Origin of the sequence: Paenibacillus whitsoniae, assembly GCF_003955665.1 — a bacterium.
Classification (GTDB): domain Bacteria; phylum Bacillota; class Bacilli; order Paenibacillales; family NBRC-103111; genus Paenibacillus_E; species Paenibacillus_E whitsoniae.
Genome location: NZ_RXHU01000007.1, coordinates 1 through 24,605, shown reverse-complemented (window position 1 = coordinate 24,605; position 24,605 = coordinate 1). Strand labels below are relative to the sequence as shown.

General features: G+C 46.9%; 17 protein-coding genes. 2 read left to right on the top strand and 15 right to left on the bottom strand.

Features of this window, described 5'->3' with window-relative positions:
• Positions 1-3: 3 nt before the first annotated feature.
• The 5 genes from EJQ19_RS01405 to EJQ19_RS01385 all read right to left on the bottom strand — a co-directional run bounded on the left by EJQ19_RS01405 (position 4) and on the right by EJQ19_RS01385 (position 8,378).
• Positions 4-1,518, bottom strand: a complete 1,515-nt coding sequence (locus tag EJQ19_RS01405) for a type 2 periplasmic-binding domain-containing protein (RefSeq protein ID WP_126139427.1) — start codon at positions 1,516-1,518, stop codon at positions 4-6.
• 113 nt (positions 1,519-1,631) lie between these two features.
• On the bottom strand, positions 1,632-3,089 hold the full coding sequence (locus EJQ19_RS01400; protein ID WP_164716259.1) for a sulfatase family protein: 1,458 nt from the start codon (positions 3,087-3,089) through the stop codon (positions 1,632-1,634).
• A 166-nt stretch (positions 3,090-3,255) separates the two neighbouring features.
• Positions 3,256-5,463, bottom strand: a complete 2,208-nt coding sequence (locus EJQ19_RS01395; RefSeq protein ID WP_241242675.1) for a beta-glucosidase family protein — start codon at positions 5,461-5,463, stop codon at positions 3,256-3,258.
• 102 nt (positions 5,464-5,565) lie between these two features.
• The gene (locus EJQ19_RS01390) at positions 5,566-7,365 is read right to left on the bottom strand and encodes a cache domain-containing sensor histidine kinase (protein ID WP_126139424.1); all 1,800 of its coding nucleotides are present in this window, start codon (positions 7,363-7,365) and stop codon (positions 5,566-5,568) included.
• Positions 7,362-8,378, bottom strand: a complete 1,017-nt coding sequence (locus tag EJQ19_RS01385) for a response regulator transcription factor (RefSeq protein WP_126139423.1) — start codon at positions 8,376-8,378, stop codon at positions 7,362-7,364. The genes EJQ19_RS01390 and EJQ19_RS01385 overlap by 4 nt, the downstream gene beginning before the upstream one ends.
• Before the next feature lie 244 nt (positions 8,379-8,622).
• On the opposite strand from EJQ19_RS01385, the gene EJQ19_RS01380 reads away from it, so the two are divergent.
• On the top strand, positions 8,623-9,192 hold the full coding sequence (locus tag EJQ19_RS01380) for a DUF421 domain-containing protein (RefSeq protein WP_126139422.1): 570 nt from the start codon (positions 8,623-8,625) through the stop codon (positions 9,190-9,192).
• Positions 9,193-9,254: 62 nt separating this feature from the next.
• Here EJQ19_RS01380 and EJQ19_RS01375 read toward each other — a convergent pair whose 3' ends face one another.
• From EJQ19_RS01375 to EJQ19_RS01365, 3 genes are all read right to left on the bottom strand, one after another.
• Positions 9,255-10,784: a glycine betaine uptake BCCT transporter gene (locus EJQ19_RS01375; RefSeq protein ID WP_126139421.1), complete on the bottom strand. Its 1,530-nt coding sequence runs from the start codon at positions 10,782-10,784 to the stop codon at positions 9,255-9,257.
• Between the two features lie 123 nt (positions 10,785-10,907).
• Positions 10,908-11,576, bottom strand: a complete 669-nt coding sequence (locus EJQ19_RS01370) for a PepSY domain-containing protein (protein WP_126139420.1) — start codon at positions 11,574-11,576, stop codon at positions 10,908-10,910.
• A 210-nt stretch (positions 11,577-11,786) separates the two neighbouring features.
• Complete coding sequence (locus tag EJQ19_RS01365) at positions 11,787-15,071, bottom strand: endo-1,4-beta-xylanase (protein ID WP_126139419.1); 3,285 nt, start codon at positions 15,069-15,071, stop codon at positions 11,787-11,789.
• Positions 15,072-15,729: 658 nt separating this feature from the next.
• Here EJQ19_RS01365 and EJQ19_RS01360 point away from each other — a divergent pair.
• Complete coding sequence (locus tag EJQ19_RS01360; protein WP_164716258.1) at positions 15,730-16,752, top strand: S-layer homology domain-containing protein; 1,023 nt, start codon at positions 15,730-15,732, stop codon at positions 16,750-16,752.
• 16 nt (positions 16,753-16,768) lie between these two features.
• Here EJQ19_RS01360 and EJQ19_RS01355 read toward each other — a convergent pair whose 3' ends face one another.
• From EJQ19_RS01355 to EJQ19_RS01325, 7 genes are all read right to left on the bottom strand, one after another.
• On the bottom strand, positions 16,769-18,388 hold the full coding sequence (locus tag EJQ19_RS01355; RefSeq protein WP_126139417.1) for a response regulator transcription factor: 1,620 nt from the start codon (positions 18,386-18,388) through the stop codon (positions 16,769-16,771).
• A 78-nt stretch (positions 18,389-18,466) separates the two neighbouring features.
• Positions 18,467-20,071, bottom strand: coding sequence for an extracellular solute-binding protein (locus EJQ19_RS01350; RefSeq protein WP_126139416.1), 1,605 nt, complete (start codon positions 20,069-20,071; stop codon positions 18,467-18,469).
• Positions 20,072-20,139: 68 nt separating this feature from the next.
• The gene (locus EJQ19_RS01345; RefSeq protein ID WP_126139415.1) at positions 20,140-21,012 is read right to left on the bottom strand and encodes a carbohydrate ABC transporter permease; all 873 of its coding nucleotides are present in this window, start codon (positions 21,010-21,012) and stop codon (positions 20,140-20,142) included.
• A 16-nt stretch (positions 21,013-21,028) separates the two neighbouring features.
• Positions 21,029-21,991, bottom strand: a complete 963-nt coding sequence (locus EJQ19_RS01340; protein ID WP_420901654.1) for an ABC transporter permease — start codon at positions 21,989-21,991, stop codon at positions 21,029-21,031.
• Between the two features lie 166 nt (positions 21,992-22,157).
• Positions 22,158-22,979: an AraC family transcriptional regulator gene (locus EJQ19_RS01335; protein ID WP_126139414.1), complete on the bottom strand. Its 822-nt coding sequence runs from the start codon at positions 22,977-22,979 to the stop codon at positions 22,158-22,160.
• Positions 22,980-23,382: 403 nt separating this feature from the next.
• A complete protein-coding gene (locus EJQ19_RS01330; protein WP_126139413.1) occupies positions 23,383-23,580 on the bottom strand; it encodes a hypothetical protein in 198 nt (65 codons plus the stop codon).
• A gap of 45 nt (positions 23,581-23,625) precedes the next feature.
• A partial coding sequence (locus EJQ19_RS01325; RefSeq protein WP_126139412.1) for a Ger(x)C family spore germination protein occupies positions 23,626-24,605 on the bottom strand: 980 nt, incomplete at its 5' end.

Below are 24,605 nucleotides of genomic sequence, written 5' to 3'. Positions count from 1 at the left end.
AAGTTATTGATGAAGCTGTTTGTATTGCTCGTTATACTCCTTGGCAATTTGCTCTCCGCCATTCTTGAGATACTCCGCGGCGGCTTGGTCGACGGCGTCGATCGGCGCTTGCCCCATAATAATTTTGATGATCGCTGCCATCCACTTCTGCTCGGCAGTCGGTCCGAGCTTGGCCTGTGAGTCGGAAACCACTTCTGCGCCTGCGTTCGGCCATGGATACTTTGCATTGGTATCAATCCAGGTTTGAAGCTGTTTCACAACCGTCTGGTCATCCCATTTATGCATCTGAATCAGCGGGTCAAACTGACGGAAAAACCAGGTCGACAACAGCTGCGGACGCTCTTTATCATAGGCATCCAGTTTGACGAATTTGCCATTGTCCGATTTGTAGTGAACGCCTTCGATGCCGTTCTTGATCAAATCGTAGCCCTCGTCCGATACCATATAGTCCAGCAGCATCAGAATGCGCTGCTGCTTCTCTTTATCGATCGCATTGTTGATCACGATTTTCGCCAGCGTCATCGGATTCGTTTGCGAGCCCTGCTTGCCGTCAGGTCCTTTAGGCGGGACAATTTGCGCAATTTCTGCCGTCGGCTGGGCCTTCTTCAGTGCCGGGAACGATGTGCTCATCAGCTCGCCCGGCACGTATTCCGCAATCCCGATTTTGCTTGACGAGAACTTGTCCTTATGGTCGTTGGCTTTATTCGTTGCAAAGTCCTTATCCAAGCCGCCGTCTTGATACATTTTGTTCAAAAAGGTCACAAATTGTTTGAGTTCCTTCGTTTGGGTGCGGTAATTGATCAGCTGCCCGTCCTTCAGGAGCCATTCGTTGCCAAGGCCGAACGCCGCTTGAATCGGTTCCAGACCGCTGAAGCGGTTATTGACAAAGCCGAACGAAAAGCCGGAGGTATCCTGCTTGCCATTGCCGTCCGGGTCCTGCGTAGCGAACGCCTTGGCAACTTGGGCGAATTCATCTACCGTCGTCGGCATTTTCAGTCCCAGCTTATCGAGCCAATCTTTGCGAATGGCCATGGAATCGCGTGTATCCTGAATATAGTAAGGAAGTCCGAAATATTTGTCTTTGGGATTGTTCAACTTCAGCGCATCCTGGGTAATCTTGCTAGTCAGATTCGGATAGTTGTTTAAATACGGCTTGACATCCATGAACACGTTCTTGTCACGCCATTTGACAAACTCATTCTGCTGAACATAGAATACATCGGGAAAGCTATTGGAAGCCGCCATCACATTCTCTTTTTGGGCAACGGCATCCAGCGGAACCCATTGAATTTTGAGGTCAATGTTCAGTTTCTCATTCAATTTCTCAATCACGGCATTGCTGTTGGACCATCCGCCTCCTGCCGCACTGTAGGTCATTAAGTCGATGGTCAATTTCTTGCTCAGATCTGGGCCGGCCGCGCCTGCGGTCGACTTCGGCGTATCGTCACCTTTCCCGCATCCGACAAGACTTGCAATCAGTAAAGAAGACAGCGCCAGTGTAGCTATTTTCTTCTTCATCGTTTTCCCCCCGCTTTTCTCATATAGGTGATCCAGGTCACATCTTCACTATACCCAAGCCGCAGCTGCTTTTCGTTACTCAATCTTTTTGTTTCTTGTCTTTTCTTTTTACGCTATTGTGCGCCTCCAATAATCGGAGCCCATCTAAGCTGAGCGGGAGGCGTTCGATCCAGTACATAATCTCTTCTTCTGCGGCACCACGCCGCCGCTTCCGCATAGGCCGGATTGCCGATGACATTGTTCAGCTCATTCGGATCTTCTCGCAGATCATACAATTGCTCTGGCACCTGGTCGGGATCGTTATACTGCAGATAACGAATATATTTCCATTGTGAGGACTGAATCATGTGCCATTGTCCGGAGCACTCCGAGAAGGCATAATCACGCACCTTTTCGCATTCCCCTCTGAGAACAGGAAGCAGCGAACGGCACGGAACCCGATCATGAAAGGCCGGCCAATCCTTGCTCAGCGCCTCTTGCGGATCGATTCCGGCGGCATCCAGAATGGTTGCGGTCAAATCGGTCAGCTCGCAGGGTAAATCGTTGATCATGCCGTGCAGATAGTCCGGGTGGCGAATCGCAGCAGGCACGACAGCCGAGGCATGAAAGGGTGACTGCTTCTGGGCGCGTCCGTGATCCCCCATCATTTCGCCATGATCCGCCGTGAACAGAATGACCGTATCCTCCAGAATGCCCTGCTCTTCGAGCTTGGCCAAGATGCGCCCGACCTGCTCGTCGATGATCGAAATCATTGCTCGATAGGAACGCCGAAGGAGATAAAGCCGCTGTTTAGCAGCTTCAGACAATTCGCCTTGCGGCCCCGGCAGAAAATCGTCGACTTCTTCGTAAGGCACCTTATCCAAATAGGATTGAGGCGCATCGTAAGGTGGATGGGGACCGACGAACGAGCCGAAGAGGAAGAACGGCTGATCATTCGGACGCTCTTCAATGGCTTCAATGATTCTGTCGCCGATCACGACATCCATATAATTGTGCTCGCCAAACGGAAACGGTTCTCCCGTAAAGTTCTGGGTTTCGGCAAGGTTGGTATTCGTTCCGCTCCGAGCATTAAATTCGCGGTATTTCTCCAGCAAGCCCTGGCGGTCCAGATGCTCCGCATAATCGCAGTAATTCCGGCTCACAAGCTGTTTCCCCGAAGCTTCCCAGACTTCATCGAATCCATATTGTTTCATTTCCTCTTTGATGCTTGTAAGCGGGTGGCCTTGCCCGATCGGACATCCGAACTTCCAGCCCTGCAGCCAGTGAAATTTCCCGATGCCATAGGTGCGGTAGCCGTTCTTCTGCAGCGCGCGAGGATAAGTTGGGTGCTGCAACGATAAGTCGCCCGACATGGCGGTCATCCCAATCTGATGCGTATACTTGCCGGTTAAGAGCGCTGCTCGGGCTGGCGTACAGACCGGATTGACAGAGACGCAATTCGTAAAGCCTGCGCTTTCTGCAATTTTATCGATATTCGGCGTCTGCATCTTGCCAAAACCGTGATAGCTCACATGATCGAGCCGATGCTGATCCGTCATGAGGAAAATAATGTTTTTCCTTCTCTGGGACATAGATAACCCTCCAGTGCTGAAATCACTACGAAGACAACTATACGCCAGAAGAAGCGGCATTGATTTACTGTATTTTTTTATTTCTTATCCGATCTTTTTGCCCGATAACGGGCATAGAAAAGGAGCCTGAGCAAGCTCAGGCTCCTCGTTATTCATAGCTTTTCGACTAGCTGAAAAGATTCAACAGCTCATCTACCTTCTCCTGGGGATAGCCCCTGCGCGGCAAAACCATAAGAATGGTGCGGATCGGCATGCCCAAGAAAAGCGGGTACATCGGGTTCTCCGGCTCGATTTTCATCTGGCTCAGAACATGCTGTACCTTCTCCGTATGCCTGTCGTCCTTCAGCCATGCTTGCAGCGAATGCTCCATGGTCAGCGGCTCACGCGCGTCTTCCTCCGCTTGAAATTCAACAACCTGCGTCAATCGGATATCCCGCGATGAAGCGCCGACGAGAATCTCAAATTCGCCCGATTCTACAGCGAACCTTCCTAGATGCTCGGCGTAATGAGCAAAGGCCCGTTCGTTCAATTCAATTTCCGCCGTTCGCGTTTCCCCGGGCGCCAGCTCCAGCTTGACGAAGCCTTTCAACTCTTTCACCGCTTTGGGAACCGAAGACACGCGGTCATGCACATACACCTGCACAACTTCTTGCCCCGTGCGGCTTCCGACGTTTTTCACATCTACCCTGACTTTCAACGTATCCCCATTCTGAAGGTGCTTGGCAGAGACACGCAGATTGGCATATTCAAACGTCGTATACGAAAGACCATGCCCGAACGGGTATTTCACGTCAAGCTTCTTCTTGTCGTAATAGCGATACCCCGTAAAGATGCTCTCCGCGTACGTCACCTGCTTCACATTTCCCGGGAAGGAAAGGTAGGACGGGGTGTGTTCTAAAGCAAGCGGGAACGTCTCCGACAGCTTACCTGAAGGGTTCACTTGTCCAAACACTATATTCGCAATCGCAGACCCGCCCGCTTGACCGGGCAGCCATGCTTGCAAGATTGCCTTGCACTGCTCATCATAGGCACCAATATCTGTTGCTGAGCCGCTATTCACCACGACAACTACGTTCGGATTTACGCTCGAAACCGCTTCAATGAGTTGGGTATGGCTGCGAGGAATGTGAAGATCGGTTCGATCGTACCCTTCACTCTCAATCTTCTCCGTCGTGCCGACGAATACGATGACCGCATCCTGATCGGCAGCGACCCTGCAGGCTTCTTGCAGGGATGCTTCGTTATCTGTTTCATCGTATCCCGCAGTGTACACAGCCTGTGCGTACTTGGCAATTTCCTCGTACGGGCTATCCAATCGAGCAGGATTCATGTGGGAGCTGCCTCCGCCTTGAAAGCGCGGCTCTACAGCGAATTGCCCCACTACCGCGACCTTCGCCCCCTTGGCAAGCGGAAGAATCCCTTCGGCATTTTTCAGAAGCACAATGGCTTCTTCTGCAACTTTTCGCGCCGCGGCATGATGACGTTCCACATCAAGATTAGGCACATTCCGCTTATTCGTCAGCACCTTGTCAATCACGTTCAGAACGCGGCGTACATGCTCGTCAATGACTTTCTCCGAAAGCTTCCCTTCGCGATAGGCCGCCAAAACCTCGGCACCGCGCGTCCCCGGCCCCGGCATCTCCAGGTCAAGTCCGCCTTGGACCGAAGCGACCTTATCGACGACGGCTCCCCAATCGGACATCACAAGCCCGTCGAACAACCATTCATTTTTCAAAACGCCGTTCAACAACCAGTCATGATTCGCCATATGCGTGCCGTTGACCCGGTTATACGCGCACATGACCGTCCAAGGCTGCGCATCCTTAACCACCATTTCAAATGGCAGCATGTACAGCTCACGGAGCGCCCGCTCGTCAACCTCGGAGCTGACGACCATCCGGTTCGTTTCCTGCTCATTGGCGACAAAGTGCTTAATCGAGGTGCCGACGCCGCCTTGTTGAACACCTTTAACGAAGGCGGTACCCATCTTGCCCGTCAAAAAAGGATCTTCCGAAAAGTACTCGAAGTTGCGTCCGCCGAGCGGAGAGCGCTTCCCGTTAAGCCCGGGTCCCAGCAAAATGCCGACATCGTAATGCTGGCATTCCTCCGCTATCACAGCACCCGCTTCTTGAATTAACGCTTCGTTCCAAGTCGCGGCCATGGCCGCTTCGATCGGAAATGCCGTAGCCGGCTTCGTTTGCGAAAGCATGTCCCCCATATCTGTCCCTGCAGACAGTCGAAGTCCATGCGGACCGTCCGTTAGGGTGATTGATGGCAGCTGCACCCTCTCAATCGCCTGTGTCGTCCAAAAGGACGCCCCCGCCAGCAAATTAATTTTTTCCTCAATCGTCATCTGTCGAATTCGTTCTTCCATTTGAATCGTAAACGCCTCCCTTATTCCTGGGGTTCATGCAATCCCCCTTACTATACAAGGTTAAAGCGATTTTCACATTCCACGATCTTTTTGTTTCTTGATTTATCCTTCAGCAGCCGATTCCTTCGCTTTAAGCGGAATGCGGATCGAGGTTACCGTCCCCCGACCGGGAAAAGAGTGTATCGCGACGCCATAATGCTCCCCATACTTCAACCGAATCCGATTGTGAACATTCGGCAAGCCCAAGGACTCGCGGCCATGAATGGGATCGTCGGACGAGCTCACCAGGAGCTCCTGCCGGAACGTTCTTTGCTTCGCTTCATCAATGCCTGGACCGTTGTCGGCAATCTCAATGATCAGGTCGTTCGCTTCCGCATAAGCGGTCACAATGATCGCCCCGCCGCCTCCACGCGCCTCTACGCCGTATTTCACGGCATTTTCTACAAGCGGCTGCAGGGTAAGTTTTAGAATACGAGCATCCAGATATTTCTCATGAATGACCACCTTGCTATTGAAACTTTTGGGAAAGCGAACATGGATAATGTCCAAGTATTTCCGCAGAATCGTCAATTCATCGCGTAGTTTCACTTCCATATTGGAAAAACTAGCCGCGTATCGATAAACATCCGCCAAATTTTGCGAGATGGTCCCGATGAGCGGACTATCTTCAATCGAAGCAATTCCGCTGATAATCCCCAACGTATTGTAAAGCAAATGGGGATTGATCTGATTTTGAAGCGCATGGATCGTGGCTTCTTGCTGGTGAAGCTGCAGCTTCACTTCCTTCAGCTCCAATTCCGCCACCAATTGAATCGATTCGGTCAGTTGCTCCACCATTTTATTAAAACTAAGACTCAAGCTCTGGAACTCGTTGATGTCCGATATGTGTTCTACCCGAACCGAGAGATCCCCCCGGGATACGCGCTCCATCGCCGATTTCATCCTTTTGACCGGTTCAATGAATTTACGCAGTATCAAGGGGATGATCCCGATTAAACAAATAATAATGATCGCAACGGTGATGATCGACGAATTGATGGCCGAATTCAAACCACTCGCGATTTCCTGATAAGGCACAATGGCAACGATGTACCATCCGGTTTGTTCGACTCTTGTGACATCCACAAGCGACTTGCGGCCCTCCCAGGTTTGAATCGTGGATTTGCTTAGATTCGTTAAATCGAGAGAAGCCAGCTCCGTCTCTTGACGCGGAAGCCCCAGCCAGTTGACGTTCGGATAATAAATCACCGTATCTTGATCCGATAGCATAAAGAAGAAACCGTTCGCACCAAGACGAGATTTCATAAAAGTCCCCGTCACTTCGGACAGGGAAAACTCAACCACCAGATTACCGATTAAATTCACATCCTGCGTGCTGTACACAGGAATCATCATGCTCATCACAGGCTGTCCGTTCGACGTACGATACGTCGGCAATGCTGTTGTTTTCCCCGACGGGACCTGCTGAAACCACGGTTCATACGAGTAATCGTTATTCTTGAGCGGGTTCAATGCCAGGACGCGCTTATCCGACGACACCAGATAGAGATTGACAATTTCCCGAAAGTTAAAGGAAATGTACATTTCAAATGCCTTATACAGCTCATTCACCTCATCGGAAGTAAACGGGCGCTCACCTTTCAGCCATTCCTGTGTCAACGTACTCGTAATCATCGTACCGGTCGACTGCAGCATCTGCTTCAAATAAAACTCGAGATGATAGCTGAGCCGTTCGGAAGCTTCGCCTGTGATCGTTTGAAAATCATGTTTGACCGCTTTATTGTAAAAATAGAAGGAGAAGCTGGCCATGATGACGACTACCAGAATGGAAAGGCTAATGAACAGCGTGAACATTCTTGCTGTAAGCGATGTTTTTTGAATAAACTTGAACCGCTGCCTCATAGCCCCAAGCTCCGCTTATACTCGTTGGGCGATTGTCCTGTAACCGACTTAAACAACCGATTGAAATAAGGAAGTGTAGAGAAACCAACCATATCCGCCACCTCATAGATTTTCAAATCAGTCTCCAAAAGCAGCTCCTTCGCTTTATCAATTCGGACTTGATTCACATAGTTCACAAACGAGTCGTGGTGCTGCTGCTTAAAAATAACGCAAAACCTCGACACGCTAAGATCTGCGACCTCGGCGATCTGGGAGAGCGTAATATCGTTCATGTAGTTTTTGTGCACATACTCTTGAACCCGCTTGATAATCAATTGCTTATTCGAATCCGGCGATTTCTCAACATTCCGGAACCACGTCTCCAACAAACCATAAAAATATTTGAGCACCGCTTCCTTATCCTGCACGTTAAGCGCGAGAGCTCCCCACTCCTGCGATTCCCCTTTCAAACGCATCTGGTCAGCCAGTTTATCGGAAAGGATGCGAAGCATGCCCAATTTCTCGTTGGCCAGCGCCGTCTTGATCGTCAGAATGGATTTAATCAACTCCGACAATTCGCGCCACGCGCCGGCCTGTTCCAACGTGTCCAGCTTATGTGTGAACGCATGAATCTGCAGAAAATATTCCCGATGCCGGTGCGTTCGTTCCATATGTTGAACGGCTTGCTCCAACGCCAGCTTGATTTTCTCTTCAGACAGCGGCTTGAGCAAATATTCGGAAATTCCGTACCGGATCGCTTGCTGGGCATAGGTAAAGTTATCATAGCCGCTAATGATAATGGGAGAAACGGAGATGTTGTACTCATAGATTCTTTTCAGCAAAGCAAGCCCATCCATATGCGGCATCATAATATCCGTAATCAAAATATCCGGCCAATGCTCGTTGAGAAGCTTCCACGCTTCCTCACCATCCTGCGCTTCCCCGATAATTTTAAAGCCTTCATTTCTCTCCACCAGCTCAATCACTTGATTCCGTATCCAGAATTCATCCTCGGCCACAAGCACTTGATACATATATGCGCTCCTCTCGGAAAGAACATGCATTTGTAATCGTTTTCATTCATTCGCAGTCATAGTGTAAGAAACTAAGTATAGCGTGCACGTGGTTTTTATGCATTATCCAATTTTTTTGTTTGTTGCATTATTTTTTTAGCTGTAAGAAAAGGCTGATACCAAGCAGCTGGAACTGAGACGGATTCACTGGATAGAAACTTATCAATAGGAAAAACTAACCGGCAAAATAAAGGAGGGAACTATCATGTGGTCAATTATATTAAAATCAATAGCGTTGGTTGTTGCCGGAGTCATCTTACTGCGAATCTCTGGGCGAAAATCGATCTCACAAATGACCGTTCCACAGCTGGCGATCTTATTGTCAATTGGTTCTATTCTTGGCTCGGAAGTAGGCGGGAAAGGACTCTTCTATTCCATACTGGGCACCAGTATTTTTATAGCTTTTCTGGTCCTGATGGAATGGATTACACTCAAATGGAATGCGGCAGAAAGCCTGCTTAAAGGAAAAGCCGTTCTCGTTATCTCTGAGGGAGAGATGAACCTTTCAGCTATGGCGAAGCTACGCCTTACCCAAGAAGACTTAAAAAAGCGACTTCGAATGGTCGGCATTTCCTCCTTTGAGGATGTAAAATCAGCCACCATTGAAGCGAATGGAGAGCTCGGATACGAACTCATGCCACATGCCAAGCCTGTCACCATGGGCGAATTAGGCAAATTAATGAAGACATATTTTCAGGACAAGCCACTCTCGGTAATCCAAAGTCAACCACAAAATAATTTATTTGCTAACCTTGATGATGAGTATATTCATTGATTTTCCTTCCCCCTCCAAAAAAGAAGAGTCCGCGTTGCGTTGCGGCTCTTCTTTTTTTGGGCTCAAGCTTCATTTTCCCGTAATAACTCGTCTATTTTCCTTAAGCGTTTTTGTTCTTTACTTCTCAATTTCTTCTCATCTTCTCTTAGGGACACGATTAACGAAACGCACATGCCAATAATGATAACGGCAAAAGGGACTGCGGCCACAATAGAGGCTGTTTGCAAGCCGCTTAAACCGCCGCTCATGAGAAGTACAATGGCAATGGCTGACTGCAAGATTCCCCAAACAATTTTCACCCTGTTAGACGGATTCGGATTTCCTTTCGTAGAGAGCATGCCAAGGACGAAAGTGGCTGAATCTGCAGAGGTCACGAAAAATGTAAGAATCAACAGTGTAGCAATAAAGGCAATCACATGACCGACAGGCAGCTGTTCCAGCGTAAGAAATAAAGCGGAGGTAACATCCTTATCTGCCGCGGCTGCGATTGGGTAATGGTCAAATAACTCCAAGTGCAGCCCCGTGCCACCGAATACGGAAAACCAAATAAAGCTGAACAAACTGGGAACCAGGAGAACCCCTAATACAAACTCCTTGATTGTTCTTCCTTTCGATACACGAGCTATAAAAGTGCCGACAAAAGGTCCCCAAGCGATCCACCAGGCCCAGTAAAATAACGTCCAGACGCCTACCCAGGTTCCTTGCGTAAATGGAGTCATTCTTAAACTCATATAGATCAGATTTTGCAAATATCCGCCTAATGTTGAAGTAAACAGATCCAAAATAAAGGAAGTTGGGCCAACCACCAGAACGAATGTCATCAGCAGTACGGCAATGATTAAATTAGTGTTACTTAAAATACGAATGCCTTTGTCCAACCCAGTTGTTGCCGAAAGGAGAAATAGCACCGTAACGACAGCAATGATGATGACCTGAACGGTAGAATGGATCGTAATCCCAAACATATGGTTGAGTCCGCCATTAATCTGAAGCGCCCCTAAACCAAGCGAAGTTGCGACGCCAAATGCTGTAGCAATTATCGCGAGTGTATCGATTGCGCCTCCAACCCACCCTTCGGAGACTTTGCCAAGTATCGGCGAAAAAACCGCGCTGATAAGCCCCTTTTTACCTTTACGGAATTGAAAGTAAGCTAGTGTTAGAGAAATCATGGTATAGATAGCCCAAGGGTGAATTCCCCAGTGAAAAAATGAATAACGCATAGCCAATCTTGCAGCTTCTGTTGAAGCCCCTGCTGCTCCTTCAGGCGGTGTAAGATAGTGCGATAAGGGCTCCGCTACACCCCAAAATACAAGGCCGATCCCCATACCTGCACTAAACAGCATGGCAAACCAGGACGCAGTTGAATACTCAGGTTCATCATCGTCCTGCCCAAGCTTAATTCGACCGTATTTGCTAAACGCTAGATAGAAAGCACAGACCAAGAAGCTAAACGTTGAAATTAAAAAGAACCATCCAAAATTGGCAATTGAAAAATCAAAAAGCGAGGTCGCGGTTGAAGCCAGTTTTTCAGGAGCAATGGCCCCCCAAAGAACAAAAATCAGAATAACGCCAATGGAAATATACAGTACCATGCCCTCAACCTTCCTTACCTTCATTTCTATTTAACCTTTACCTATAAAAGGAAAACAATGTATAAAGAGAGCCACTTCAAGATCATTTCATCTCAAAGTGGCCAACCGCTTACACCAAAAAAGCTATTCAATTACCTGTCCAGTCATGGAGTGAACCGTCACCGCAACGGTGCGGTTCTCTTTTTCGAAAGTAATTTTATGTACGAGGGGGACGCCAGTTCTATCCGGCAAATAACACGAGTCCATACGAAGCACTGCACTCCCCTTTAACGATGAATCGTAGGCTAGTGCTGCTCTCTTTGCCTCTTCAAGGGTAACAGCCGCATACATAGGCCTTCTTAATCGTTTCATTTCTAGCCCGGCGTGCAGCGCACCCTCGATCCGTTGAAGAACGCCGCGAGAATCTATCTCCACAACTAATTGTTCACCGCATACAGGTTTTCCATATAAAAGTCGCTGCAGATATAATCTAGTGCCATTATGATCGGGCACTACCGAAAGAATGCGCAGATCCTCTTTTACATTTTTCAAGTCATACAGAAGTTTAATTCTTTCAAAATATTCATAGGTAATCCATTCTGGAGAATGGCGGGAAGGTTTGGTTAAGTTTCCCTCAATTAATTCAGGTGTCTGTGTAACCTCACTCCACCTCACAGACAACGAATTCTGGCTTTCCTTTCGAAGCTTATCCACAAGTGATTGTGTTCTTTTAGAATCAGGGGGGCCTTCAGAAGTTTGTGTTAATACAGAAAGTGATATCAAAAGAGACAGACACATCTTTGAAGCTAACATGTAAAATGCCCCTCCCCACACATTAATTCTTATCTTCTTCAGTATCACCTAAATTTTTGAAATTATTACTCAGGAAACGTTGGCATTACCGCCGAAACCGGACTGTTCAAGGTTGTCGATAGCCCACAAAAAAACTGCCGCTTCATCACTCATAGCGGCAGTTCATTTGTAATTGGGATTACTATTTTACGGATCAGTTAAAGTAATGAATTAATTGATGTTGGTTGCAACATATGCAAGATCCCAGATATCAATTTTGTTATCGCCGTTCATATCAGCAACCTTGGCTTGTGCCCAATCTGCGCTGGCAGCGTTCTTGCCATAGTGATAAGCTACAATCGCGATGTCACCTACGTTGGTGTCACCATCTCCGTTAATGTCTGCAGACTTATTCACTGCTGCTTTGAAGGTATCCACGACAGTGTTGAGTGCTGCGAGCGCACTGTCAACTTGGGTTTGCGTTGCGCTTGCATTGTCTCTTACACCAATTGCGATGTTTATTCCTTCAAGGAGCGCGTCTTTAGCCGCTTGCGGATATTGGCCAGGCCCAGTACCTACGATAGCCGCGTTGGACAGGGCTTGTGCACTTGTAATTGCTGCATTTAAAGCCGTTTTATCCACTTGATGAACAATACTTCCAACGGATATCGTCTTGCTGCTCAGCGCCGCAGAGGTTACGGTTCCATTTAGAGCACCGGCCTTCGCTTGAGAGACTGCAATAGTTCCCGTTGTATTCTGAACACCGGACTTTACCTTAAAGTTGATATTCAAAACGGGTGTACTGGCTCCCATCACTCCTCCGATATTAGCTGAAATGATTCTTACTTTTCCAGGGGTCGCCGTATCTACTTTCAGCACTTGAATGTTCGTGGTTGCCCCTGCTGCACTGACATAATCGAAAACGCTGGAATCATAGCTTAGCGTGATATCCTGTGCGTACACGCTTGTTGTCACACTGTCCAGGCTAACAGCTGCTGTGAACGTACTTTCAGGCATCACACTGTTGTTCGCTGCGATTGTTGCTGTAAGCGATTTGGCTTCTCCATTACCGGGTGTATAGATGCCAAGATCGCCAAGGTCAATGGCGTAGCTGTCCTGGAGTTTCGCGTATTCGCCTGCAAAGAAGTCATCCAGGTAGGAATGTCCAAGAACGAATCTGTCCGGATTCACGGCGCCATAGTAGCCGGCATTGGCATTGCTCTGACTGTCGAACAGCACATAGCTTCCCTGCCATCCCGAACCGGCCACGCCCCAGCTGATGATGTGATCGATGTAAGGGGCGAACTTGTTGAACAGTTTATACATCAGCGCGTACTCATAACCAAGGGCGTCAGACTGTTTGACATTGAGCACTGCAGGAGCGACCGCGCCACCGCCTGGGGTGTTTGTCGGCACCTTAAGGTCAAGTTCTGAGTAGGCAATACCGGAAAGCAGGCCTTCGTCAATGAGGGAAGCATAGAGAGCCATGGCATATTGGTTATCGCTGGCAAGGGTCTTTCCAATCGAATCGTGTCCCTGAATACCGATGTCTTCGATAAGGGGTCTGCCGTCATACAGCGGATCGGAGAGCCATGCTGTGTTCAGTGCGCGAACCATGTTGTAGACAGTCCTCGCTTTGGTGCGATTAGAAATGTCGTAATCATTATAAGTCAGTTTCGGAGGATCGTTAACGATATACGCGTCAATGCTGCCCACATTGTCGTGTCCGTCGAGCTTCATGTACTCGGGAAGGCTAGCGTAGTTGGCTTTGTAAGCCGCCGCCATCTTGGCGTTGGGAGCCGCGATGTGTGCGTATTTGAAAAGCAAGTAAATGTAATGCTCGGAGATGTCGCCGCCAATGCGATCATCCGACATGGCAGCAAGCCAGTTGGTGTTTTTGAGTGTCTGTCTCCAGCTGTTCGGATCCGCGGGTATGGTTTCGCTGTGGCGGCTTTCGTGAACCTCTTCATTGAGTACGTCCCATGAATTGAAGGGGATGACTCCGCGGGATACACTTGAGCCATACTTCGCATCTGTGGTCAGGAAGTGCCGCATTACATACATGGTGTGGTTAAACTGCACTCTTCTGGCCATTTCTTTGTCTACCTTAACCGTGGTTGTAACCCCGTTGCCCAATCCATAATAATCAGTTGTTCCATTATATCCCAAGGTAAGGGTCGCGGGGATCATCTGTCTCATCCATGCAGGGGCCTGATTATACCAGGCCAGAACGTGGGCGTGAGACTTATACTGTCCGGGAGTTCCGGAATCTCTGATCGCTTGATAAGCGCTGGTCGGGAAACTGTATTCACCTACACCAGGGGTGGTGGTTGCACCGCTTAGAGCATCGCCAGTCAAGCTTTTCAGCCAGCTTGGGCCACGGGGATGCGTTGCATCGGCCTTGAGATTGTTGCCGTCGACAAAGATCTCATAGTGATTGGCTCTGGTTCCGGTTACGGCGCCGGTTCCGATCGTACCGACCATGAACGTGCCGTTTTGCTTGTTGTATACATTTTTTAAAGGCGTTACGACACTCTGGTTTTCCTTGTTGAAGACGTTAGGAAGCGCAACGCCGTTAGGATCCGGTGCCGTAATTTTGATGTTGGCGACAAGCAGCATGCCGGTTTCTGCGGGACGGCCGTTCTCGCCATGGAGCTCAAGAATGAAGTTCGAGGAAGTGCCTGCTGTAGCAGTAATGCTGGTGTGCTTCAATAACCAGGTTTCACCGTTGTAGCTGCCAATCCAGTCGGGGTTCAGGTTGTTGTACTCGTATTCCCTGAGGTAGGAATCGATGTCAGAGCCGGCATTTCGGATTCTCCACCTCATGAATTTCCCCTGCGCGCTCTTGGGATAGTAGACATCAAACTCAATCGTTGAACCTGCCGGGACATCTACACTCGGAGACAACGGAGATTGCAGGGACATGCCTCCGAAGGTGGTTTTTCCGTTATGAACGTAATTGATCTGCAGCACGTCGGCTTTGCCTTGGGAATCTGCAAAAGGGTATGGAATCATTTTGAATGTACCACCCGCAAAGTCGGCAGGGACACGGTTGTCAAGCGGAGTTCTTGCGGTCCAGACATTGGTGGGCGCTGTAATTTTTACAGGTATTTTACCAGGACCCGGATCAAGACGGAAATAAGGATTTGAACCGTCGGCTTTGATCTTTCCAGTGAAACTCACGATTGCATTTTCAAGGCTGGCTATGGCTTCGCTGGCGGGAGTTAGCACGTTGCGCGCGAATTCAAGCGCGTTATCCAGATCTTTGAGTTCATCGGCGTACACCCAGGGGAACGCTTTGTTTACATCGGATCCACCATCAGTGTAGCTAATCTGAAGCGGGAATTCCTCGTTGCCGGCTTTTAAAGCTTCGGCTTGTGCAATGAGGTCGTTCAGTTCATGGGTCAGTTCCCCTCCGGCCGCTGCTGCCGGGACGGGGGTAAACGCGAATAAAGAGATCAGTATGATGGCAATGAGGAAGCGTGAGACGTTGATTAAGGTTTTTTCACGGTTCATCTTCGGTGTACTCCTTTAATTTTGGATTTCGGAATTTTGATTTTTTGATGAATTGACCATCAAAATGCCCCCCTTTCTTACGGAGCATTTGTCCCTTGGGCTACGTCATACGTGGCTTGACGATCAAATTAATCACCTCCTTTTCATGTTGGTTAACGATTTGAAAACGCTTTCATTTAAGACCAATACAAGGTCTCGGCCATCGACGGCCTTCCAGTTGAACGCAGATCCGATGTTGGTACGATCGTGTTGACTATGTTCTTATCCCTGCCACTCGTTATTGGCGTTTGATACTATGATATCCAAACCTAATCATTAACTCCATGGATGGATAATAGATCATTTGTATTTTTTTCGAGAGCGCTTACAACTTAGCCCGACGGTTCCTATTGGTGCGGTGTTGAAGTGAGATGAGCAAAAAGTAGAATCATTTATTCGAAAAGTTTGTTATTTGGTCCTTGATCCAAATATGAAATAAATATTTAGACGTTTTGAGATGAAATACTTCATCGATTCCAGCTATGACCTAGGTTTATAATAAAAGTGCATAAAGAAACCGTTCTAAGTTCTTGTCTACTAATATGCGTTTCATGGTACATTTCCGTGTTACGGGAGGGAGAATTTCATCCCCCTCGTCATATTTGAGAGGATGGGACATATGTTTACACGCAAACTGATACTAACAACTTTAATTTGCAATCTATGTTTAACAGCGGCCTCAGCAGCCCCTGCGATTGCAGCGGACGAGATCAGCTTCGAGATGACTGCTCCAGTTACTGAATCAGACAACGGTGAATTTACAGTCACCTTGAAAGGACATGATCTCCGAGATTTATTCGCCTATGAAGTAAACCTTGGCATCGATGTCAGTCATGTCGAAGTGGTTAAAGCGACCACGGCTATGAACGGCTTCTCCGTTCCGCCTATATTGAAGAACAATGAACTTACTTTTGCTCATACGAAAGTTGGGAAAGCGAGCGGTGAGAATGGAGACGTAGACCTTGGAACCCTCACGTTTAAGGCCAAAAAACCAGGAACAACAACCATTAATTGGACTAGCATCAAAGTCATAGACGCCAATCTGGTTAGCAAATCTTTTCCTCTTAACTCATCTATTCGTTTTATTAAAATCTTCGGCGACCTTGCAGATCATTGGGCTAAATCCGATATTATGCTAATGGTGGATAAAAAAGTCGTTGAAGGTATGGACGATGATCATTTTGCACCCGATATGAATGTAACGAGAGCTCAATTTGCTACGTTGCTCGCCAAAGCATTAGATTTGAAAGAGGATACCGTGAAAAATCCTTTCGCTGATGTATCCCCAGGTGCCTGGTTTGAAAGCAGCGTAAAGAAAGCTTATGCAGCAGGACTTATCAACGGAGTAGCGGATGACGCGTTCAAGCCGGAACAACCGATCACCCGCGAGGACATGACAGCCATGTTATTGAGAGCGAAGGCCCATGCGACAGGGATCCATATGGATGATATGACGGTCAACGAGTCCCTCACATTTAGCGATGAGTCGGCCATCAACGTTTGGGCCAAAAAAGCCGTCGCACTCGCGGTCGAATCCGGCTTAATGAACGGTAGAACAGAACTAGAATTTGCACCGCAAGAATATGCAAGTCGAGCGGAATCCGTTGTCGTGCTGAAAAGGCTTTTGGCTGCGTTGAACTAAAGGCTTCCCTTCCCGTCTACTTCACCGGGGAGGGGAGCTTTTTTGATAAGGTATCGCTCCGATTCATGACGAAGAGCGTACGATCTATACGTATACTTTTCTTATATTCCTTGGTTGTCATCCCTGTTATGCGTTTAAAGAGTGTTGAGAAATAATGAGCATCGTTATAACCGACCCGAAATGCAATTTCAAATGATTTAAACGATGTCGTTTTAAACAGCTCCATCGCTTTCGTTATCCGATATTGCGTCAAATACTCAATAAAAGTGTGGCCTGTTTCTTGACTAAACACTTTGCTAAGATGACTTGAGCTCACGTTGACATGCTCCGCTGCATCCTGAAGAGAAAACGTGTCATTGCTGTAATTTGAATGAATATATGCTTTAACTCTCCTGAGCATTTCGCCATATCTGTCGTTCGTTTGAGAGCGCCATGACCAGAATTGGTTGGTGAGGCTGATCAAATATTGCGTCGCTTCGTCTAAAGAACGAATCGTTTTGATCATTTGCTGCAGTTGCTGAAGCGTATCTTCGGGCGTATCCCGATGCCGGTACACCTCCTTCGCCGAACGAAATACTTCGAATGTCAAATCATTTAGAATGTAAAAACCAAATGGGGATGTTGCCCAGTCTATGCCTTTTAAAGCCGAGGCGTATTCCTTAATAAACGATGATAATTGTGATGGCGATCCTATTTTCAAGAAGTTGACGAAACACGTGCGATCCAAGAAGACGTACTGCTCCATAGATCCTGAAATCGATTCGCAGCGCGTGACCCGGTTTTGACTGGATAATCTCTTCCAATGCATATCCTCAACAGCTTCCAGGAAAGAGAGGTGAATATTCATAAGCCGTTCCTGCACGCTGCCGAATCCCATAGTGATAGAAACCGACGCCGTGGAAGTTTGCTCTCTATTTATCTGACGTATATTCTTGAAAATTTTCAGACCATGCTGTATTTGTTCGAGTGTCTCCCCTTTGATAAGCCAACAAATTTCAGTGCGGCTTCGCTTAAACTGGAATAGATCTTTCCGATCAAGAGCTTGTTGAAATGGGTTGTCTCCGAAAGTACGAACATCAGCAATCACCACTACGTAATATCGCGCTTGCAAATCAAGCGACAAAGACCTACCGAGTCGAATAGCCTCCATTGTTGTTACAAAACCACTACACAAATCATTAAGCAATTTCTCACGTGAAATCTCTATTTTCTCAAGCTCGCACTGCCTCAATTTCTCAATGTTGGCCTTTACTTCACGTTCTTTATCGATCAACTCGCTTGCATTACGCAAAAGCTGGATGAGATCCGCTTCGCGGATTGGCTTCAAACAGTAATCGTGTACCCCTATACGTAAAGCGGTTCTTGCATACCCAAAATCCTCATGGCCAGTCAAAATAATAATTTTCACTTCCGGATTTCGCTCTCGAACAATGGCACTAAACTCCAGACCATCCATAAAGGGCATCCTAATATCTGTAATAACGATATCAGGTCGTAATTGCTCTGTTAACGTCAATGCCATTTCGCCATCAGAGGCATCCCCGCACAATATAAAGCCCTCTTCCTCCCATGGAATACAGGTCCTTATCGCTTCCCTGTTCGAAATTTCATCGTCGACTAGCATGACTTTTTTCACTTCGACTCACCTTTTTCCTTAAAATTAACAAACTCGGTCCCCATTGAAAGAGAACCGAGTATGTCAGGTTGGATTCGATTATTTCTTGTAGGTTTGTTGATACGCCTGTCTTCTTTCTTTCATAACGGCTTCGCCCCCCGCATCTTTCCATTCCTTAACCTGCTGGTCATAGATGCTGTCAACTTCGGTAGACTTAGCTGTAATAATTTTTGCCAACATTTGTTTGACCTTATCGGTCAGAATCTGCGAATACTTAATTTCAGCTTGGATGGGAATGTCAACGCGCGGGCCTGTATAGCCGTCACGAGCCCCGGTCTTAATGCTGCTGATGGTGAAGTCTTTAAATTGCGGGTCGGTTGCATTCGCTGCCATGTTCTTTTCAGGTGCATCCGTACTCACGTACTTCCCATTCATAATCATGGCGTAATCTTGATTATTAAAGAGAATTTGATTGGCTTCAGGCGTTGTCAAGGCAAATGGAATGCCATCATCACCCGTTTTGTAAGATACGCCTTCTTGTCCGAATTGCAGTGCGATCAGATTCTTCGGCTCTGCCATCCAGTTCAAATATTTGATCACCGAATCAACGTTTTTACTTGCGGCTGGAACCATCAGATAGACACCGCTAGGAGAATACATCGGTTTCGGATACTTACCATTCGATGCTTTGAATGGATCAATCGTCGCGAGGACAGCTTCAGGATTGTTTTTCTTCAGGGTTGCATAATATCCGCTGTAAACCGGATCGTTTGTATTCGGTGTAGCCGAGCCCGCGAGGCCACTGACGACTTGCTTGTTAAACGTCTGACTGAAGTCTGCCTCCAGAGGGAAGTCTTTATCGAGCAGGCCTTCGTTGTAAAGTTTATTTAGGAACTTGAAAGCTTCCTTGTTACCAGGCAGTGTCCACCCATCTGGATCAGCGAATAGATCTTCTTCGGAGATTTTATTCCAATCCCAGAAGGAGTTGGTTAGCGGTTTGATATGGAACATGTCGATCAATGTAAAAGGAATGACTTTGCCGCCCGTGTTGCCTGGATCCTTCTCTTTGAACGCTTTTAATGCTTGATACCATTCATCCGTTGTCGTCGGCAAAGGCAGGTTCAATTTATCAAGCCAATCTTTACGAATGATACTTGTTGTTTGCGATTGAATAACCCGTAGCGCTGGAATCGTATATTGCTTGCCGTTAAAAACGCCGTCTTTCAGTGTTGGAGCAAGTACTTTCTTCAACTGAGGTCCGTATTTTTCAATCGCCGGACCAAGATCCGCAATGCCACCGCTTTGCACGTAGCTTTGCACAGTCGGTTTGTCGTACGTGAAGACGAGATCCGGCGCCGTTCCGGAAGCCATTAATACATTCAGTTTCTTGACCTCCTCGGAGCGAGGAACCGTGATAAATTTGACTGTAATATTGTTCGGATCTCCAAAGTTTTTCTGAACGTACTGCGTCATGAAGTTATCAGTGATTGGAGGAGCGCCCGCCGGTGCATTACTGCGATCAAACAGCTCGACATTTAGAGTGATCGGCGGCCCCTTCGGGGACTCGCTTGCCCCTGTCGAACTTCCCGGAGTTGCTGAGCTGCTTGGGCTACTTTGTGAATTGCTGCAGCCTGCAAGCACAATAGCCGTCGAAGCTAAAACTAACATTGCGACATGAATGGTTTTATGAAATTTTACTCGCATGTTTAATCCTCCCTTAAGCCTATTGAATGTATAGTGAATTCAACCGAATGAAACGGTCGAGACAGCTATCAGCCTTTCACTGCACCTACCAGCATGCCTGAGATAAAATAACGTTGGAGCCATGGATATACGAGTAAAATTGGCACAGTTGCAAACATAATGCTTGCCGCCTGCAAGCTCTCCGGCACCGGAGCAGAACCGCCAAACCCCTCCTGAGCCGTGGCGTCATTCACCTGGCTGTTAATCACAATCTGATATAGCTTTTGTTGAATCGGATATAGGTTTGAGTCGTTAATATAGAATAACGCGTCCTGAAACATGTTCCATCGATCGACCGCTGAGTACAGAGCCAATGTCGCTAGAATCGGTAAAGACAGCGGCAGTACGATTCGCAGTAAATAGCGAAAGTGGCCACATCCGTCCATCCAAGCGGAATCTTCTAATTCGGCAGGGAGCTGTGTGAACGATGTTTTCAGGATAATCAACAAGAAGGCATTGATAAGTAGTGGCAAGATCAGCGACCATACGCTATTTAACATATGAAGCTCTTTGATTAACAAATAGTTGGGGATAATCCCCGGATTAAAAAACATCGTTATGATGATCAAGGCAAACAGAATGTTCTTCCCCTTGAAATTTCTCCTGCTAAGCGGATACGCTGCCAGGATCGTTGCGATCAAGCTCACAATGGTGTAGCCCGCGACAAGCCAAATCGTAAACAACAGCGAGCGAATCATGCTCATATCACCAAATACGTTCTTGTACGGTTCGAAATTTATATCGATCGGCCATAATGTCACTTCGCCCGACATGATGGCCCGATTACCGCTGAGCGATAAGGAGAAGATATGGATCATGGGCACTATGCAAAACAGACAGAAGATGCCCAGCAGAATGATAATAACCATATTGCCGATTTTCTCAGCCGGATTTTGAACCATACATGTTGCACCTCCATTAAAAAATACCCTGTTGATTGATTTTTCTTGAAATGAACTCTGCCGATAGAAGAAGGATCAAGCCAACGACGGATTGGAACAAACCGACAGCCGTAGCAAGTGCAAATCTTGCCGACTGAATGCCTACCGAATAGACATACGTGCTTATTACCTGAGCGTAATCCATCACATATGCGTTCTTCAGAACATAAGGTTGTTCGAAACTGATATTGGCCATATTCCCGATCTGAAGAATGAATAGGACGACGATTGTTGGCTTAATGCCAGGTAAAGTAATATGCCAGATTTTGCGCATTCGGGCTGCGCCATCCACTTCTGCAGCTTCATACAATTCCTTGTTAATGCCTGTAAGCGCCGCCAAATAGAGAATCGTTCCCCATCCGGCGTTGCGCCAAACCCCAGTCCCAACATAAGTTGTAATCCATAGCGCCGGCTTTTCCAGGAATGGGATAGGAGATGCGCCAATCGCAATCAACATATGATTAATGGAACCATTATTGGTGGACAGCAGCTCGATAGCCATCCCCCCTACGATGACCCACGAAATAAAATGGGGCAAATACATCAATGTCTGACTTACCTTCTTGTACCATTGCGTCCGAAGTTCATTCAGAAGAAGCGCTAAAATAATGGGAACCGGGAACGTTAGCAAGCCAAGCACATTCAACATCAGCGTGTTCCGAAGGGCCTTGTAAAATTCAGGCATGGAGAAGATTTCCTTAAATACTGCGAATCCTACCCACGGACTGGCCCACACCCCTTTAAAAATATTGTAATCTTTGAATGCAACCATAACGCCGGCCATTGGTATATACCTAAAAATTATGAAAAATGCCATCGGCACGACAATCATCGCGTATAGTGGCCATTGTCGTTTCAAATAGGCGATGCCACTTCCTTTGACTGAAAGAGTTGAGGTATCGGTGCTAACTTCAGTTCTCATTACATCATTCCTCTCCATTCGGTGAAATCACCTCTTTGTTTTTTATATTTAAATTGTAATTTTAAGCGCTTTCAATTTCCATGGATAAACTTTTTACCGTTTGTATTAATTACGGATATTTTTTCATGAATCGAAACGCAAATAAATAGGACCTATCGCTATTCCGCGATAAGCCCAATGGATTCTACTTGACCAGGATGTCCATTTCTTGTCGATCCGATCTGCTATTATCTATGAGAATTCTAGAAGGGGGAAAACCCTTTATTTTTTTAAATAACTTGCTGAAATAATAAATATCTTCAAAACCGCATTTATAAGCAGCCTCCTGAACGGAAAATTCACCGCTAAGCAGGATATTTTCAGCATTATTGATTTTCATTCGATTGATATACTCTTTAACCGATGCTCCCATGTATTTCTTAAACAGAGTCCCAAAATAAGCTGATGTCAAACCGGCAATAGATGCTAGCTCCTCAACTTCAATTTGGCTCTGCAAATTGCTTAATATGTATCTAATTGCCTTCTGGATACGGTTGTCTATACTCCCATTGTTGCTCTTATCGTATAAAAATTTGAAGTAGTAATGAAGAATCAGAAGCAACAATGCCCTCGCTTTCAACTTATGACCTTTATTTTGCCTTAACCATTCCAATTTCAATTGATTGTACAATAAGTTCAATTCTTTCGGTTCACCGATATGCGTAATTAAAGGAAATGGCAAATGAACGTCTTGACCTTTCAGATCATAGAGATGAAGATTCAGTGCATAACTGGTCATCAAATTTTTAGGGTCCGTGGTTGCGCTTCTGCGACTGCCTTTAGGAATACAGATGAGGTCACCTTGATTAACCTCATACGTAGTACCATTAATTGCGTAGTAAGCTCTTCCTTTCAAAATATAAGTTAAATCGATAAAATCCGTTGTCGCATCTTCAATTATCCAAGAGGGCGTGGAGTGTCTATTAATGAATAATTCAATTTGAGGATTAATTTCGACATCGTCCATAGAAATTATCCTTTCTCCATATAAAATTATACAATTACACCAAATCTTACTACTGGTATATATTATATTATGATGTAGCTATGGATCAAAGAATCTTCCAGATGAGGGTTTGTCTAGAAATTAAGCTGACTTTTCGCTGTTCGTGGGTGGTGTTCAAGTCTGTTTGGTTTGAAGAGCTATGAATTCGAGGTGCACTTCTGTCGTACTGGCCGTTATGTGGGATGTAGTTCCTCCTTTGCTTCCCTCCTCGTTATTGTTGTCTCCCACTAAAATATTCTAACATCCTAAGAAAAAAAGGATAGAATAGCAATCCACGATTTATTTTAAAATAACCCGATAATTGAAAGCGAAATCAATTTTCGGGTTATCGTATTTCAAAATTTTATGAATTACGTATGTGCGATCAATCCAACCCCAGCAGATCAATAAGAGGCTTGAGCACCGGTATCATCCAGGTGCTTGGCCCCGGTATGTCCGGTTTGAACAAAAGCATAACGGATAATAGGCAGGCGGCCAAAGTAATTCCTCCGGCCACCGCCTTTTCCTTCACGCTGATCCCCGGCGCGCCCGATGACAAGCCGAAGTAGACAATCAGAGCCACACATACGATACCGGCTACTGCAAGGATTTTCAGACGCGTCCCTCCCTATTTCTTGCGGATTTTATCTGCTGGCATGCCTTGAGGGAGACCAGATTTGCCGACTCGCGTAATTTCGGTTCGAACGGTAACGTCTACCGGGAGCTCCCTGAATATTGTATCCCATTGCTGCTTGTTCTTCGCCCATTCCCGCGGATAGTGTTTCCGAAATAAAACGGCGAAATCGAACGCATCGATTTGCAGCTTTTTTTGAGCGTTCGCCAGCGAGGACTCAACCGATTCCACAAGCTGCAATTTCCACGCCTCTTTCGCTTTCCGGATGAAATCATGACTCATATTGTTCGTATTCGTTGTATTCTGAATCAGGTCTCCGGAAGCCTGGATGTCGACTTCCATCCGCCACTCTCCGAAAGGCGTTATTTTGGGAGTAAAGCGCGCGTTCGCTTGAATCAGATGAACCCCCACTACGCCTTCTGTATCTTGCAAACGGAAGGAAAAGTTCATGGTCTCCAGCTCGTTGCGAAGAAGAAGCAGTCCAATCGTTTCCTGCCTGTCCAGCATACTAGACAACTTGTCTTTGTCGAACACAGCCACGTCTTGGATTGCGGTTGTCATCTGCGCCGGTTTATTCACCTGCCTCCAGGAGACAGGATCAACGACTGTCAGTACAGCCGACTGACTTTCCCCTTCTATCATCTGCGCCAGTCTTTTCAGCGTAACCCGCATGCCGAGCTTCATATTGCCCATCTCCCTGAGCTCTTCTGATGTGCTGCGTTCAAGAAGCGGCTGCAGATCCAACACGGAAATCGCTCTGCCCGGTGTAACATACACATACGCATGTTCCCGGAACTGCAAGTATCGAAGGAAAAAATCAAGATAGGGCCGAATCCCCTTATCCGCCGCCGCTTTTCCGAACACAATGACCTCGCTGTGCCCCCAGAATAAATAGCGTGACAATTTGCGCTGCAGCTCGATGATGGCCTCGTCTATGTCCTTACCCGTCGCTTTGCGTAAAAGCGTAGTCCCGG

Bases quoted from the DNA above. Each gene is read 5' to 3' on its own strand.
- EJQ19_RS01400 (WP_164716259.1), bottom strand. From the start codon at position 3,089: ATGTCCCAGAGAAGGAAAAACATTATTTTCCTCATGACGGATCAGCAT.
- EJQ19_RS01365 (WP_126139419.1), bottom strand. From the start codon at position 15,071: ATGAACCGTGAAAAAACCTTAATCAACGTCTCACGCTTCCTCATTGCC.
- EJQ19_RS01395 (WP_241242675.1), bottom strand. From the start codon at position 5,463: ATGGAAGAACGAATTCGACAGATGACGATTGAGGAAAAAATTAATTTG.
- EJQ19_RS01360 (WP_164716258.1), top strand. From the start codon at position 15,730: ATGTTTACACGCAAACTGATACTAACAACTTTAATTTGCAATCTATGT.
- EJQ19_RS01375 (WP_126139421.1), bottom strand. From the start codon at position 10,784: ATGGTACTGTATATTTCCATTGGCGTTATTCTGATTTTTGTTCTTTGG.
- EJQ19_RS01350 (WP_126139416.1), bottom strand. From the start codon at position 20,071: ATGCGAGTAAAATTTCATAAAACCATTCATGTCGCAATGTTAGTTTTA.
- EJQ19_RS01390 (WP_126139424.1), bottom strand. From the start codon at position 7,365: ATGAGGCAGCGGTTCAAGTTTATTCAAAAAACATCGCTTACAGCAAGA.
- EJQ19_RS01370 (WP_126139420.1), bottom strand. From the start codon at position 11,576: ATGTTAGCTTCAAAGATGTGTCTGTCTCTTTTGATATCACTTTCTGTA.
- EJQ19_RS01380 (WP_126139422.1), top strand. From the start codon at position 8,623: ATGTGGTCAATTATATTAAAATCAATAGCGTTGGTTGTTGCCGGAGTC.
- EJQ19_RS01405 (WP_126139427.1), bottom strand. From the start codon at position 1,518: ATGAAGAAGAAAATAGCTACACTGGCGCTGTCTTCTTTACTGATTGCA.
- EJQ19_RS01345 (WP_126139415.1), bottom strand. From the start codon at position 21,012: ATGGTTCAAAATCCGGCTGAGAAAATCGGCAATATGGTTATTATCATT.
- EJQ19_RS01385 (WP_126139423.1), bottom strand. From the start codon at position 8,378: ATGTATCAAGTGCTTGTGGCCGAGGATGAATTCTGGATACGGAATCAA.
- EJQ19_RS01335 (WP_126139414.1), bottom strand. From the start codon at position 22,979: ATGGACGATGTCGAAATTAATCCTCAAATTGAATTATTCATTAATAGA.
- EJQ19_RS01340 (WP_420901654.1), bottom strand. From the start codon at position 21,991: ATGGAGAGGAATGATGTAATGAGAACTGAAGTTAGCACCGATACCTCA.